Raw genomic sequence first — 14,461 nt, 5'->3', positions numbered from 1 at the left:
CGCGACCAGGGACAATGGGGGCATGATCGATGCACGGCGGCTGCGCATCCTGCGTGCCGTGGCCGACCACCGTACGGTGACTGCCGCGGCCGCCGCGCTCTACCTCACCCCCTCGGCGGTCTCCCAGCAGCTCGCCGCCCTGGAACAGGAGACCGGCCACCGGCTCGTCGAGCGTGGTGCGCGCGGCGCCCGGCTGACGACGGCGGGCGAGATCCTGCTGACCCATGCCAACGCGGTGCTCGCGCAGTTGGAGCGGGCCGAGGCGGAGCTCGCCGACTACGGCGCGGGTGTGGCCGGCACCGTCACCGTCGCCGCGTTCGCGACGGGCATCGGACTCGTCCTCGCGCCCGCGATCGCCGAGCTGTCACGCACCGCCCCCGGCATCCGGGTGCGGGTGCAGGACGCGGAGGGTGACGCCAGCGTGCCGATGGTGCTGGACCGCCAGGTCGATGTGGCGGTCGCCGTCGAATACCGCGGCGCCCCCGGCGAGGACGACCGGCGGCTGACCCGGGTGCCGCTGTACTCGGAGCCCTTCGACGCGGTGCTTCCCGCCGGCCACCCCCTCGCAGGGCAGGAACAGGTGGCCGTCGGGGACCTCGCCAAGGACGCCTGGATCGGCCCCTACCCCGGCAACCCCTGCCATGACGTGGTGGTCCTGGCCTGCGAGCTCGCCGGATTCGCACCCCGGCTGGAACACTCGTCGGACGACTTCCACGCGGTGGTCGCGCTGGCCGGGGCGGGCGCCGGGGTGGCGCTGGTTCCCCGTTCGGCGCTGCGCGGCACCGAGCCGGCCGATGCGGTGGTGCGCCCGGTCGAGGGCGTCGCCCCGACCCGGCGGGTCTTCGCCGCTGTGCGGCACGGGGCCGAGGGCCATCCGCTGATCAAGCCGGTCCTGGACGCGCTGGCGGCGGCGGCCGGACCGGCGTAGGACCTCACCCCGCGTCGACCACCTGGACGCCGGGGGCGAAGTGAGCGACCGCGGCGGACAGCGCGTCCCGGTCGAGGCGCCAGCCGCTGACGGCCCGTGAGGCCAGGGCCACGTCGGCGGGGACTTCGGGCGCCAGCGCCCGCATCGTGGCCCGGGCGGCCCGGCCCTGACCGGGGCCCGGCAGCGGGCCTGCCTCCGGGCGGCGGGCGACCCCCACCCAGGGGATGCCAGCGGCCGAGTGCTGCCGCCAGAGGACGACAGCCGTGATGTCCTCCCAGGGAACATGGGCCGTGGTCGCCTGGTAACGCGCGGGCGATCCGCCGAGCAGCACCCCGGTCCCGTCGACCCGGAAAGCCACCTTGCGGCTCACGGTCGTGAAGGCAAAGAAGACTCCGCCACCGCCGAACAGGACAAGTCCCAGGACCCGCTGGACCAGCGTGAAGTCGGCCAGCGCCAGGAACACGGTGAACAGGGCTGACCCGGCCAGCACCCCCAGACTCCTGCGGTCCACGCCGTACCGCGCCTCGTACACCGGAGCCGCGCTCTCTGCTGGCATGCGGCGATTATGGCGAGTTGAGGTGCCGTTCGGGAAGAGCGAGGACTCACGCGGGCTCCAGCAGGTCCCACCGGTTGCCGTACAGGTCCTCGAAGACGGCGACCGAGCCGTACGTCTCGTGCCGCGGCTCCTCCAGGAAGCGGACCCCGGCCGCCAGCATCCGCTCGTCGTCGCCCGCGAAGTCCTCCGTGTGCAGGAAGAAGCCGACGCGACCGCCCGTCTGCGCCCCGACGCATCCCAGCTGGGCGTCGTCCCTGGCCTGGGCCAGCAGCAGTCCCGTGCCCGTCGTGCCGCGCGGCCGCACGACCACCCAGCGGGTGCCGTCGCCCCGGTCCGTGTCCTCCACCAGCTCGAATCCGAGGGCGCCCGTGTAGAAGGACAGGGCTTCGTCGTAGTCGCGGACGACCAGCGTGACCAGGGCGATGTGGGACATGGGGATCCTCGTCCTCGGAGTGGGGGAGAGATTGGTTATACGTAACACTAACGCGGGCCCGGCTCGGACGGGGACAATGCGCGCCATGGACACGAGTGACATCGCTCTGGCGGACCGGGCCCGGCGCCTCGCAGCGGACGGCGACCGCCGCATCCTCGGCATCGCCGGCCCACCCGGTGCGGGGAAGTCCACCATGGCGGCCCGGATCGTCGACGAGCTGGGCGGTCTTGCCGTGCTCGTGCCGATGGACGGATTCCACCTGGCCGGGGCGGAACTCGAACGCCTCGGGCGGAGCGGCCGTAAGGGTGCTCCCGACACCTTCGACGCCTCCGGCTACGCGGCGCTCCTTGCGAGGCTGAGGAATCCGCGGGAGCCCGGCCCGGTCTACGCACCCGCCTTCGACCGGGCCCTGGAGGAGCCTGTCGCCGGTTCGGTGTGCGTCCCCCGTGAGATCCCGCTCGTCGTGACCGAGGGCAACTACCTGCTCCTCGACGAGGGCCCCTGGGCCGCGGTGCGGGGGCTGCTCGACGAGGTGTGGTTCGTGGACGCCGACCCGCGCGAGCGGGTGAGCGGCCTTGTGGAGCGGCATGTGCGGTTCGGCAAGTCACGCGCCCACGCCGAGCGATGGGTCGCCGGCTCCGACGAGCGCAACGCCCGGCTGATCGAGCGGTACCGCGACCGCGCCGACCTCGTCGTACGACGTCAATGATCCCCGGCGCCGAACCGTGCACCACGCTCGCGTGCGGCGGGGCTGACGGGCAGGATGCTGTGTGCCGCATCGCCCCGCCAGGAGGTCCCATGCCCAGCTCCGCCCAGCCCGCGCCCTTCACGGCCGAGGACTACCGCGCCCGGATGGCCCGCGCGGCGGCGTCCGCCGACGCCGCCGGACTGGCGGGGCTCCTCGTCGCCCCCGGCCCCGACATGGTCCACCTCACCGGCTACCGGCTGCCCGCCGACACCGAGCGCCTCACCATGCTCGTCCTGCGCGCGGGACACGATCCCGTCCTCGTCGTACCGGCACTGGAGGCGGCGGACGCGGCACGCGCCCCGGGTGCGCCCGCCCTCACCCTGCGCGAGTGGACCGATGCCGCCGATCCGTACGCGCTGACGGCCGCGCTGCTCGACCGCAAGGGCCGGTTCGGGATCAGTGACAACGCCTGGGCGCTCCACCTGCTGGCGCTCGGCAAGGACCTCCCCGACGCCTCCTACGTCTCCCTCACCGACGCCCTGCCGATGCTCCGCGCCGTCAAGGACGCGGCCGAGCTGGAACGGCTCGCGGCGGCAGGGGCGGCCGCCGACGCCACGTACGAGGAGATCCTGAAGGTCCGCTTCTCGGGGCGCCGGGAGAGCGACGTGGCCGCCGACCTCGCGGCCCTCCTGAAGCAGCACGGCCATTCCCAGGTCGACTTCACCGTGGTCGGCTCCGGACCGAACGGCGCGAACCCGCACCACGAGGCCGGCGACCGGACCATCGGGACGGGCGACATGATCGTCCTGGACTTCGGCGGACTGAAGCACGGCTACGGCTCCGACACCTCCCGCACGGTCCACGTCGGTGAACCCACCGCTGAGGAGCAGCGTGTCCACGACGTCGTGCGGGAGGCGCAGGAGGAGGGCTGCCGTGCGGTGCGGCCCGGGGTGGCCTGCCAGGACGTCGACCGGGCGGCCCGCGCCGTCATCACGGAGTCCGGCTACGGCGAGCACTTCATCCACCGCACCGGCCACGGCATCGGCGTCACCACACATGAGCCGCCCTACATGATCGAGGGCGAGGAGCAGCCGCTCGTGCCCGGGATGTGCTTCTCCGTCGAGCCGGGCATCTATCTCCCGGGCCGCTTCGGCGTCCGCATCGAGGACATCGTGACCGTCACTCAGGACGGGGGCAGGCGGCTCAACACCACCTCACGTGAGATGGCGATCGTGGAGTGACGGCCCGTCCGGCGTCACCCCGCTTCGGTCCGGCGCGCCCCAGGGTGACCGCGCTGTTCAGTCGTCGGCCACCACCACGCAGGATTCCGGCGGAAGGTGCAGCAGCCCGTCCACGCCCGGAGCCCCGACCGGATCCCAGGCGGCCAGCACCCGGACCGCACCCCGGCGCCGTCCGGCACCCAGCGGGATCGCGGCCGGCTTCCCCGACAGGTTGACCGCGATCCGCAGCTCGCCCCGCCGGCAGACGAGCCAGCGTGCCGCCTCGTCGAACGCCACCCTCACCGACGCGAGATCGGGGTCGGAGAGGTCGGGCAGGGCGTGGCGCAGGGCGATCAGCTCGCGGTACCACGCCAGCAGCCTGGTGTGCGGCTCCCGCTCCGGTTCGCTCCAGTCGAGGCAGGACCGTGCCCAGGTGTCCGGGTCCTGCGGGTCAGGGATCTCCTCCTCGGTCCAGCCGTGCTCCGCGAACTCGCGGCGCCTGCCGTCGCGTACGGCGCGGGCGAGATCCGGATCGGTGTGGTCGGTGAAGAACTGCCACGGTGTCCGGGCGCCCCACTCCTCGCCCATGAAGAGCATCGGGACGAACGGCCCGGTGAGCACCAGCGCCGCCGCACACGCCTGGAGCCCGGCCGGGAGCGTGGCGGCGAGCCGGTCGCCGAGGGCGCGGTTGCCGATCTGGTCGTGTGTCTGGGCGTAGCCCACGAAGCGGTGGGCGGGCGTCCGGGTGACGTCGACGCGGCGGCCGTGCGTACGGCCCCGGAAGCTGGAGTACGTGCCGTTGTGGAAGAACGCGCTGGTCACCGTCTTGGCCAGGGCTGCCAGCGGAGCCCTCGCGAAGTCGGCGTAGTAGCCCTGGGATTCGCCGGTGAGAGCGCTGTGCAGCGCGTGGTGGAAGTCGTCGTTCCACTGGGCGTGCAGACCGATGCCGCCCTCGGTGCGGGGCGTCGTCGTCCGGGGGTCGCAGAGGTCGGACTCCGCGATCAGCCCGAGCGGCCGCCCGAGCTCCGAGGCCAGGGCGTCGACAGCGGTGGAGAGCTCCTCCAGGAAGGTGAGTGCGCGGCCGTCCGCCAGGGCGTGCACGGCGTCCAGGCGCAGGCCGTCCAGACGGTAGTCCCGCAGCCAGGCGAGCGCGCTGCCCAGCAGGTAGGCCCGGACCTCGTCCGACCCCGGTGCGTCCAGGTTGACGGCCGAGCCCCAGGGTGTGTGGTGCGTATCGGTGAAGTACGGGCCGAAGGCCGGGAGGTAGTTGCCCGAGGGGCCGAGATGGTTGTGGACCACGTCCAGGACGACCGCGAGGCCCATTCCGTGCGCCGTGTCGACAAAGCGCTTCAACGCGTGCGGGCCGCCGTACGGCTCGTGCACCGCCCAGAGCGACACTCCTTCGTACCCCCATCCGTGGGTTCCCGGGAACGGGCAGACGGGCATCACGGACACATGGGTGATGCCGAGGTCCACGAGATGGCCGAGCCGCGCGGCCGCGGCGTCGAAGGTGCCCGCGTCCGTGAACGTGCCGACATGGAGTTCGTACAGGACGGCGCCGGGCAGGCCCCGCCCCGCCCACGTGGTCCGCCACGCGTAGGCGTCCTGGTCGACGACCGCGCTCTCGCCGTCCGGTCCGTCCGGCTGGCGCCGGGAACGGGGATCGGGCAGCACGGGTCCGCCGTCCAGCGAGAAGCCGTACCGGTCGCCGTCCGCGGCCTCCGCCTCGGCGGTCCACCAGCCTGCCCGCAGCGGGTCAGGCTCCATCGGGCCGCGCCCGCCCGCCGTGCACAGCACCACGGACCCGGCCTCGGGGGCCCACACCTCGAACTGCATTCACCACTCCTGTCCATGAACGTGATGCCTCACCGGAGGCCCCATGATCGGCGGATTTCGCACGCACGGCCCCGGGACACTGGAGCGAGCCCGCACTTGGCGATTAAGGTCTGGCCCTGATCATTGCCCTACCAGGTTCTGCCCATTCGCGGCGAGCCCGGGCAGTAGTACAAGGTCCCCCTTACGGCTGCTGGAGGCCGAGATGACCGTGCCGACGTTCCCACCCGGATTCCTCTGGGGTGCCTCCGCCTCCGCTTTCCAGACGGAGGGGGCCTTCGACGCCGACGGGAAGGGGCCCTCCGGCTGGGACGCCTTCGCCGCCCAGCCCGGCCGCATCAAGGACGGCACCGACACCACCCGGGGCACCGGCTTCCACGAGCACTACCGCGAGGACGTCGCCCTGCTCGCCGGACTCGGCGCCGACGCGTTCCGCTTCTCCATCAGCTGGCCCCGTGTCGTGCCCGGCGGAAGCGGCTCTCTCAACCCCGCCGGGCTGGACTTCTACGACCGGCTAGTCGACGAGCTCTGCGCGCACGGGATCACCCCGGCCCCGACCCTCTACCACTGGGACACCCCGCTCCCGCTCGACGAGGCGGGCGGCTGGCTCAACCGGGACACCGCCTACCGCTTCGCGGAGTACGCGGGCATCGTCGCGGAGCGCCTCGCCGACCGGGTACCCATGTGGATCACCATCAACGAGCCGGCCGAGGTCACCATGCTGGGCTACGCGCTCGGCGAGCACGCCCCCGGCCGCACCCTCCTCTTCGACGCCCTGCCGGCCGCGCACCACCAGCTCCTCGCGCACGGCCTTGCCGTGAGGGCGCTGCGCGCCGCGGGAGCGGGCAACATCGGCATCGCGCTCTCCCACTCGCCCGTCTGGACGGCGGGGGACTCGGACGAGGACCGCACGGGCGCCGAGCTCTACGACACCCTGACCAACTGGCTGTTCGCCGACCCGGTCCTCACCGGCCGCTATCCCGACGAGGGCTTCGCCGCCCTCATGCCCGGTCCCGTCGAGGACGACCTCAAGGTCATCTCGGCCCCTCTCGACTGGTACGGCGTCAACTACTACAACCCGACCCTCGTGGGTGCCCCGCGGCCCGAGGCGCTCGACTCCTTCTCGGGGTACTCCATGCCCGAGGGACTCCCCTTCGGCATCAGGGAGATCGAGGGGTACGACACCACCGACTTCGGCTGGCCCGTCGTCCCCGAAGGGCTCGCCGAGACGCTCGGCGGGCTGCGTGACCGTTTCGGCGACCGGCTGCCGCCCGTCTACATCACGGAGAACGGCTGCGCGGTCGACGAGCCCGTCGCCGACGGCCGCCGCATCGCCTTCCTGGAGGGACACCTGGAGGCTCTGCGGACGGCCATCGACGCGGGCGTCGACGTACGCGGCTACTTCACCTGGTCGCTGACCGACAACGTCGAGTGGACCGAAGGGGCCAGCAAGCGGTTCGGCCTGGTCCACATCGACTACGAGACGCTGCGGCGCACCCCCAAGGAGTCGTACGCCTGGTACCGCGACGTGATCAGAGCCCAGCGCACCGCGGGCACGCCGGAGGCGGCGCTCACCCCAGGTGGACACGCTCCTGCGTGACGCGGTGGCCTGCGCGGGCGAACGCGGCGGCCACCGGGGCGTCGCCCCGGTCGGGCGCTCCCTCGGCGCGAGCGGTTCGCCCGCGCCGCCGGTACGTGCACGCGCCCCGGCCGGTGCGGGACAACCCAGGCGCAGGGGACGGGATTTGCAGTCTCCGACGCAGGTCAGGGCCACCGATACCGGGGTTCTTCTGGACACCTCCGGCCTGTCGGCCCGACAATCGGCAGTGTGACGTCCTCCTTCGAGTCCCACACGTACCCCGCGCGGTTGTCCGACGCCCAGCGCGACCGTGTCCTCGGTGTGCTCAGGGACGGCGCCGCCCAGGGCAAGCTCTCCCACGACACTTTCCTGCGGCGCATGGAACTCGCCCTGGTCGCCCGGCGCCCCGAGGACCTGGCGGCGCTGACCTCAGACCTGGATTCCGGTGGGCGCTGGACCCGCGGCCTCTTTCGCGCCGTGGGCGGCGTCTCCGCCTTTCCCGCACGGGTGCGCAGGGCCTGGCAGTCGGAGCGGCTGCCCAAGCTGATGCTGCCGATGCCGGGGCCGCACCCCCTGCTCATCGGCCGCGACCCGGGCAACGGACTCCGGCTCAGCCACGAGACGGTGTCACGGCTGCACGCCGAACTCACAGCGCACGCCAGCCGGTGGATCCTGCGCGACCTGGGCTCGACGAACGGCACCTGCGTCAACGGACAGCGGGTCGTCGGATCGGTCGTGGTGCGCGACGGCGACCAGGTGAGCTTCGGCCGGATGACGTTCCGGCTCACCGTCTCGCCCCCCGTCCCACCAGCCTGAGAGCGCGCCCCGCGCCGGCGGGCGGGCCACGACCGGCCGCAACACCGCACGAGCCTGCGGGCGCCGGGGCACACCGCCCCGAGTCCGCTCCGGCCGGCTCAGCCGCGTCCGGGAGAGACCTGACCGCCCGCCCTCACGAGCAGCGCCACTGGGCGCTCGGCGAAGAGCTCCGCAACCGGGACATCGGGGCCGGTGAACTCACCGCCCGGTGAGAGGAGGTCGGTCCACGGACCCTCGCCGGGCAGCGTCAGCACGGTGTCGCGCCAGCCGCCCTCCTCGTCGAGCCGAAGCGCCAGCCGCGTCACCGCGGTGACCACCTCGCCGGACCGGCAGAACGCCAGGCAGTGGGCAGCCGCCGGGCCCCGCGCGGACACCGGGGCGTAGGTACCGGACTCGCCGAAGACCTCGGGGCGTTCCCGGCGCAGTCGCAGCGCGGCCACGGTGAGCGCCGCCTTCTCGTCACCGCCTCCCGAAGGCCTGCTGAACGGCCGCCGGTTGTCCGGGTCGACGAGCGCGATGTACTCCCGCTCCGTGCCCTGGTACAGATCGGGCACGCCCGGCATCGTCAGGTGCACCAGCGCCGCTCCGAGGACGTTGGCCCGCACGAAGGGCGTCAGCTCCTGCGCGAACCGGGTCATCAGCGCCCGCGCCTCGCCCGCCTCGCTTCCGGGACCCGCCGCGACGAAGTCGGTCACCGCACGCTCGTACGCCGGATCCGGCTCGGTCCAGCTCGTGAACAGGCCAGCCTCGCGCACGGACTTCAGCAACGCCGGCTCCAGCCTCCCCGCCATCTCACCCACTGCCAGGCCGGCGCAGCCGTACGCGGACTGCCAGGCCTGCCAGGCCAGCTGCGGGTCGGGTGCCGGCACGGTCGCCGCCCTGGACAACTGCTCCACCAGTGACGACCACCGTTGCGGGCACTCGGACAGGACCGCGATCCGGGCCCGCACGTCCCCGCTCCGCTTGGTGTCGTGCGTGGTCAGGACCGTGCCGGTACCGGGCCAGTCCCGGCTGATTCGGGCCGCGAAGGCGTGGAACTCCTCCGGGCTCACCGCCGGCTGCCCCGGGTCGCCGCCCACCTCGGTCGCCGAGATCAGCGGGACGTAGCGATAGAACGCCGTGTCCTCCACCGACTTGGCGTGGAGGGCTGAGGCCGTCTGTGCGAACCGTGCGCAGAACGAGGCGTGTTCCGGCCCGTCGCCCAGCCGTCCCAGCGCGAGGTCCCGCACCACGTCGACCGCGTCCGCCTCCTGGGGTACGGAGAACGCCGCCTTGGCATCGCGTACCGCCTCGGCCGGCAGCGTCGACTCCGCGACCTCCGTGAGCGGCCCTCCGGCCGTGACGTACGGCCGGTAGACGGGGACCCGCACCAACAGCTCGCGCACCGCCGTGTGCAGCGCCCACGGTGCGTGGTCGCGGGTGGCGGGACTCCCCGCGCAGACCTGGACGGCGAGACGCGTCAGCCACTGCGTCTCGGCGGCCAGTTCATGGGTGACCACGCGGTACGCCGCCCTGCGGACGGTAGCGGTCCAGTAGCCGCCCCGGTCGCCCGCAGGGCCCGCGAAGTCCCGGTAGCGGCCGAGCAGGTCCGCCGCGCCCATCGGATCGGTGAACAGGCCGTCGATCCGGTGCAGCGCGTCGTACCCGGTCGTTCCCGCGACCGCCCACGCGGCGGGGAGGACTTCGGCTCCGGTGAGGATCTTCTCGACCACCGTCCAGCGTCCGCCGGTGGCCTCGCCCAGCTGCCCCAGATACGCCTCGGGATCGGCCAGTCCGTCCGGATGGTCGATGCGCAGCCCCTCGACTACCCCGTCGCGGACCAGTTCGAGGATCTTGCCGTGGGTGGCGGCGAAGACCTCGGGATGCTCCACCCGGACGCCGATCAGGTCGGAGATGGTGAAGAAGCGCCGGTAGTTCAGTTCGGTCCTGGCCAGCCGCCACCAGGCGAGACGGTAGTGCTGGGCCGCCAGCAGCTCGGGCAGCGGGAGGTCCGCCGTGCCTTCGCGCAGCGGGAACTCCAGGTCGGCGTAGCGGAGCACGGGCGTCCCGTCGTCCCGGGAGGCCCGCTCGAAGCCGGCGCTCTCCTCGCCGACGCGCCCCGCGAGCACCGGCAGCAGGACCTTCCCGCCGCCGGCCTCCCAGTCGATGTCGAACCAGCGGGCGTACGGGGAGTCCGGGCCCTCGCGCAGCACCTCCCACAACGGCAGGTTGTGGCGGGGTGCGGCGGCCATGTGGTTCGGCACGATGTCCAGGACCAGCCCGAGGCCGTGGGCCCTCGCCGCGGCGGACAGTTCCCGCAGCCCCTCCTCACCGCCGAACTCGGCCCGCACCCTGGTGTGGTCCACGACGTCGTAGCCGTGGCCCGATCCGGGCACGGCCTCCAGGACGGGCGACAGGTGCAGATGGGAGACGCCGATCTCGGCGAGATACGGCACGGCGTCCGCGGCGGCGGCGAACGGGAAGTCCGGTTGGAGCTGCAGCCGGTACGTGGCGGTGGGCGTCATGGAGTGGTACGTACCCAGCCGGGCGGCTCTCTCCCACCTTCTCGGCCACCCGGCACCGGCCGACGGCCTCCGCCCCGCCCCCGGCACTCCATCGGCCTACGCCGGGCGTTTCAGCACACTGAGACTCCGGCCGAGCAGAGTCACCCGCTCACCCGCGGACACCTTGGGCCCCGCACCCGGCGGCACCCCGTCCGGTACGGCCGTGTCCACGACGACCTGCCACTGCTTGCCGTGGTTCATCGGCACGGCGAACTCCAGGGTCTCGGCACCCGCGTTGAACATCAGCAGGAACGAGTCGTCGGAGATCCGCTCACCCCGGGGGCCGGGCTCGGAGATCGCGTGGCCGTTCAGGAAGACCGTCATCGCCTTGGCGTGCGCGGCCTGCCAGTCCCGCTGGGTCATCTCCTCACCCCTGGGGGTGAACCACGCGATGTCGGACAGCTCGTCGTGCGTGCCCTCCACCGGACGGCCGTGGAAGAAGCGCCTGCGCCGGAAGACCGGGTGGTCGCGCCGCAGCCAGACCATCGCCCGGGTGAACTCCAGCAGGCTCGTGTCCGAGCCTGCGCCGGCGTCGTTGTCGTCCTTGTCCTCGGTGCGCGTGGCGGCGGCCGGGTCGGGCCAGTGGACCCAGGAGAGCTCGTTGTCCTGGCAGTAGCCGTTGTTGTTGCCCCGCTGGGTCCGCGCGAACTCGTCGCCGTGGCTCAGCATCGGCACCCCCTGGGACAGCATCAGCGTGGCGATGAAGTTGCGCATCTGACGGCTGCGCAGCTCCTGGATCTCCTTGTCATCGGTCTCGCCCTCCGCGCCGCAGTTCCACGAGCGGTTGTGGCTCTCGCCGTCCCGGTTGCCCTCGCCGTTGGCCTCGTTGCGCTTCTCGTTGTACGAGACGAGGTCGTGCAGCGTGAAGCCGTCGTGGCAGGTCGTGAAGTTGATCGAGGCGAGCGGGCGCCGGCCGTCGTCCTGGTAGAGGTCCGATGATCCCGTGAGCCGTCCGGCGAACTCTGCGAGCGTCCGGGGCTCTCCCCGCCACAGGTCGCGGACGGTGTCCCGGTACTTGCCGTTCCACTCGGTCCACAGCGGGGGGAAGTTGCCCACCTGGTAACCGCCCTCGCCCACGTCCCACGGCTCGGCGATCAGCTTCACCTGGCTGACGACCGGGTCCTGCTGCACCAGGTCGAAGAACGACGACAGCCGGTCGACCTCGTGGAACTGGCGCGCGAGCGTGGCCGCCAGGTCGAAACGGAAGCCGTCCACGTGCATTTCCGTCACCCAGTACCGCAGCGAGTCCATGATCAGCTGCAGGACGTGCGGGGACCGCATGAGCAGGGAGTTCCCTGTGCCCGTCGTGTCCATGTAGTACTTCTGGTCATCGGCCAGGCGGTAGTACGAGGCGTTGTCGAGCCCGCGGAAGGAGAGCGTCGGGCCGAGGTGGTTTCCCTCCGCCGTGTGGTTGTAGACCACGTCGAGGATCACCTCGATGCCCGCCTGGTGCAGCGCCTTGACCGCCTGCTTGAACTCCAGCACCTGCTCGCCCCGGTCGCCCCACGACGCGTAGGCGTTGTGCGGCGCGAAGAAGCCGATGGTGTTGTAGCCCCAGTAGTTGGCAAGGCCGGCGTCGGCCAGCCGGTGGTCCTGGACGAACTGGTGCACCGGCATCAGTTCGATCGCCGTCACCCCCAGTTCGGTCAGGTGGGCGATGATCTCCGGATGCGCGAGCCCCGCGTACGTGCCGCGCAGTTCCTCGGGCAGACCCGGGTGGAGCATCGTCAGGCCCTTCACATGGGCCTCGTAGATCACCGTGCGGTGGTAGTCCGTACGGGGGCGGCGGTCGTCGCCCCAGTCGAAGTAGGGATTGACCACGACCGAGCTCATCGTGTGGGGCGCCGAGTCGAGGTCGTTGCGCTCGTCCGGCTTGCCGAACGGATAGCCGTACACCGCCTCGCCCCACTGGATCTTCCCGGAGATCGCACGGGCGTACGGGTCGAGGAGCAGTTTCGCCGAATTGCACCGCTGCCCGTGCTGCGGCTCGTACGGGCCGTGCACCCGGAAGCCGTAACGCTGTCCCGGCATCACTCCGGGCAGATAGGCGTGACGGACGAAGGCGTCGGTCTCGCGGAGTTCCACCGCCGTCTCCGAACCGTCGTCGTGCAGGAGGCACAACTCGATCCGGTCGGCAGCCTCGGAGAAGACCGCGAAATTGGTTCCGGCGCCGTCGTAGGTGGCACCGAGGGGATAGGCGTGTCCCGGCCAGACCTGCATAGATAGGACTCTTCCACTTCTGATCCGGGTGCTGGGGGTTTTCGCCCCGATACTCCCCGAAAGACGGTCCTGTACCTAGTACGTCGGCCGGTGCGGCCGGGTCCCGTCGGCACGATCCCACCGGGCCGGTCAACCTGGGACACCTCGGTGTCGCCCGGACAGGGGTCACGGGCCGCCCGACAACTCCTCCGTCCGGTATGCGGCATGCGAGAGGGTGCACAATCACTATGAACCATCTCACTCCACCCGATCTCGCCGCAAGGAACAAGCCTGATTTCTCGAGGAGTTGAGTGAGGAGCCTGTGCATCCTGCTGCACCGGCTCCCGCTTGCGGAGTACCCTTCCTTGATCGTTGGTGGGGGAGTGGAAGGCGGTACGCGGGTGAGCTCGGGAGGATTCGAGCTGCCCCCAGGTGACGCAGGTCACGAGGGGGAATCGACCGATGCCCAGCCGGGGGCGGTCTCCCTCGCACAGCCCATGGAGATCGGCGCCGAGCTGGACTGGGACGCGGACTCCTGGAACGAGGTGCGTACGCGTGCCCAGCGGGCGGGGCGTGCGTACATCTGGCTGAATCTGGTGGAACAGCGGCTGCGTGCCGTGGTCTCCGCGGTCATCCGGCCGATCTACGAACCGGTGCACGGTGAGGACTGGGTGGTCGCCGCCGCGGGACCAGCGGGTCAGGAGTGGGTGCAGCGCGCGGTCGCGGTCCGCGAGGTCTCCCGCCGTAAGGGCTATCTGCTCGACCCGGCCGACGACAACGTCCTCAGCTTCCTCACGCTGCCGCAGCTCCGCGAGCTGATGGTCCAGCACTGGCCCTGCTTCGAGCCGTACTTCGACGACCGCCGGGAGGTGGAGCTCGCGCTGGACGAGCTGGAGGTGGCGCGCAACGTCGTCTCCCGCAACCGCGCGCTGAACGAAGCGGTCCTCGCGCAGGCGGAGCGGGCCTCCGCTCGGCTCCTGGAGATCCTCGGCAGCGGGGCCGCCGTCCCCTCCGCCGACCGGCTGCCCGTGGACGCGGTGGAGGAACTCGTCGGCGACCGCTACGCCGACGTGGTGTCCGTCCACCCCGACCGGGTCCGGCTGCAGCGCCAGCTCCCCGCCGAGGACCTGTTCGGCGGCGCCCGGCGGCTGGACGCGATCGGCATCGGGCTCAACCTCCTCACGCAGAACTTCTCCGGGCGCCGCCTGGTCCGCCTCGCCGAGTCCGGCTGCCGGGTCCGGCTGCTCTTCATCAACCCGGCGAGCAGCGCGGTCAAGCGCCGGGAGCGCGAACTGGGCCTCAAGAAGGCCGAGCTGAGCCGCTCGGTGGAGATGAACATCCTCCACATGCGACGGGTCCGCTCCAAGCTCCGCGACCCCGGCGCCTTCCAGATCCACGTCTTCGACGAGACGCCACGCTTCACGGCCTATCTGGTGGACGGCGACGGGCCCGACGCGGTCGGAGTCGTCCAGCCCTATTTGCGGCGCGCACGCGGCATGGAGGCGCCCGTGCTGGTGCTGCGGGGCGGCGGGCGCGCGGTGGTCCGGGCGGGGCAGGACAGCGAGCACGGTCTCTTCGAGACCTACCGCGAGGAGTTCGAGTCGGTCTGGACGGACTCACGGCCCGTCTCCTGACACCCCCTCCTGCGTTGTCAGTGGTGCGTGCG

The 14,461-nt window shown here is 71.9% G+C and carries 11 protein-coding genes; 6 read left to right on the top strand and 5 right to left on the bottom strand.

All coding sequences use genetic code 11. The features are described from left to right. The first annotated feature begins 22 nt into the window (after positions 1-22). Positions 23-928, top strand: a complete 906-nt coding sequence (locus ACFU5K_RS05900) for a LysR family transcriptional regulator (RefSeq protein ID WP_384057388.1) — start codon at positions 23-25, stop codon at positions 926-928. A 4-nt stretch (positions 929-932) separates the two neighbouring features. Here the strand turns inward: ACFU5K_RS05900 and ACFU5K_RS05895 are convergent, their stop codons facing one another. Together ACFU5K_RS05895 and ACFU5K_RS05890 are read right to left on the bottom strand one after the other, a co-directional pair. Further along, the gene (locus tag ACFU5K_RS05895; protein ID WP_384057386.1) at positions 933-1,484 is read right to left on the bottom strand and encodes a hypothetical protein; all 552 of its coding nucleotides are present in this window, start codon (positions 1,482-1,484) and stop codon (positions 933-935) included. Positions 1,485-1,530: 46 nt separating this feature from the next. After that, positions 1,531-1,917, bottom strand: a complete 387-nt coding sequence (locus ACFU5K_RS05890) for a VOC family protein (RefSeq protein ID WP_384057384.1) — start codon at positions 1,915-1,917, stop codon at positions 1,531-1,533. Positions 1,918-2,002: 85 nt separating this feature from the next. On the opposite strand from ACFU5K_RS05890, the gene ACFU5K_RS05885 reads away from it, so the two are divergent. Further along, on the top strand, positions 2,003-2,626 hold the full coding sequence (locus ACFU5K_RS05885; protein ID WP_384057382.1) for a nucleoside/nucleotide kinase family protein: 624 nt from the start codon (positions 2,003-2,005) through the stop codon (positions 2,624-2,626). Positions 2,627-2,715: 89 nt separating this feature from the next. Further along, positions 2,716-3,846, top strand: coding sequence for a M24 family metallopeptidase (locus tag ACFU5K_RS05880; protein WP_384057380.1), 1,131 nt, complete (start codon positions 2,716-2,718; stop codon positions 3,844-3,846). A gap of 57 nt (positions 3,847-3,903) precedes the next feature. On the opposite strand, the gene treZ is transcribed toward ACFU5K_RS05880, so the two are convergent. After that, the gene (gene treZ / locus ACFU5K_RS05875) at positions 3,904-5,661 is read right to left on the bottom strand and encodes a malto-oligosyltrehalose trehalohydrolase (protein WP_384057377.1); all 1,758 of its coding nucleotides are present in this window, start codon (positions 5,659-5,661) and stop codon (positions 3,904-3,906) included. A gap of 202 nt (positions 5,662-5,863) precedes the next feature. Here treZ and ACFU5K_RS05870 point away from each other — a divergent pair, with 202 nt between their 5' ends. Continuing rightward, positions 5,864-7,258, top strand: coding sequence for a GH1 family beta-glucosidase (locus ACFU5K_RS05870; RefSeq protein ID WP_384057375.1), 1,395 nt, complete (start codon positions 5,864-5,866; stop codon positions 7,256-7,258). Positions 7,259-7,486: 228 nt separating this feature from the next. Next, on the top strand, positions 7,487-8,053 hold the full coding sequence (locus ACFU5K_RS05865) for a DUF1707 and FHA domain-containing protein (RefSeq protein WP_384057372.1): 567 nt from the start codon (positions 7,487-7,489) through the stop codon (positions 8,051-8,053). A gap of 98 nt (positions 8,054-8,151) precedes the next feature. On the opposite strand, the gene treY is transcribed toward ACFU5K_RS05865, so the two are convergent. Further along, positions 8,152-10,557, bottom strand: a complete 2,406-nt coding sequence (treY, locus tag ACFU5K_RS05860) for a malto-oligosyltrehalose synthase (RefSeq protein WP_384057369.1) — start codon at positions 10,555-10,557, stop codon at positions 8,152-8,154. Between the two features lie 96 nt (positions 10,558-10,653). Further along, complete coding sequence (gene glgX / locus ACFU5K_RS05855) at positions 10,654-12,816, bottom strand: glycogen debranching protein GlgX (RefSeq protein WP_384057366.1); 2,163 nt, start codon at positions 12,814-12,816, stop codon at positions 10,654-10,656. A 380-nt stretch (positions 12,817-13,196) separates the two neighbouring features. Here glgX and ACFU5K_RS05850 point away from each other — a divergent pair, with 380 nt between their 5' ends. Next, positions 13,197-14,429 carry an SAV2148 family HEPN domain-containing protein gene (locus ACFU5K_RS05850; RefSeq protein WP_384057363.1) on the top strand — a complete coding sequence of 411 codons (1,233 nt, stop codon included), beginning with the start codon at positions 13,197-13,199 and terminating at the stop codon, positions 14,427-14,429. Positions 14,430-14,461: the final 32 nt, after the last annotated feature.

Source organism: Streptomyces sp. NPDC057428, assembly GCF_042803195.1.
Classification (GTDB): Bacteria; Actinomycetota; Actinomycetes; order Streptomycetales; family Streptomycetaceae; genus Streptomyces.
Note: the sequence above shows the minus strand (reverse complement) of the source record. Positions and strands in the feature narration are given on the sequence as shown.

Bases quoted from the DNA above. Each gene is read 5' to 3' on its own strand.
- ACFU5K_RS05880 (WP_384057380.1), top strand. From the start codon at position 2,716: ATGCCCAGCTCCGCCCAGCCCGCGCCCTTCACGGCCGAGGACTACCGC.
- ACFU5K_RS05885 (WP_384057382.1), top strand. From the start codon at position 2,003: ATGGACACGAGTGACATCGCTCTGGCGGACCGGGCCCGGCGCCTCGCA.
- ACFU5K_RS05870 (WP_384057375.1), top strand. From the start codon at position 5,864: ATGACCGTGCCGACGTTCCCACCCGGATTCCTCTGGGGTGCCTCCGCC.
- treY (WP_384057369.1), bottom strand. From the start codon at position 10,557: ATGACGCCCACCGCCACGTACCGGCTGCAGCTCCAACCGGACTTCCCG.
- ACFU5K_RS05895 (WP_384057386.1), bottom strand. From the start codon at position 1,484: ATGCCAGCAGAGAGCGCGGCTCCGGTGTACGAGGCGCGGTACGGCGTG.
- ACFU5K_RS05890 (WP_384057384.1), bottom strand. From the start codon at position 1,917: ATGTCCCACATCGCCCTGGTCACGCTGGTCGTCCGCGACTACGACGAA.
- ACFU5K_RS05900 (WP_384057388.1), top strand. From the start codon at position 23: ATGATCGATGCACGGCGGCTGCGCATCCTGCGTGCCGTGGCCGACCAC.
- treZ (WP_384057377.1), bottom strand. From the start codon at position 5,661: ATGCAGTTCGAGGTGTGGGCCCCCGAGGCCGGGTCCGTGGTGCTGTGC.
- glgX (WP_384057366.1), bottom strand. From the start codon at position 12,816: ATGCAGGTCTGGCCGGGACACGCCTATCCCCTCGGTGCCACCTACGAC.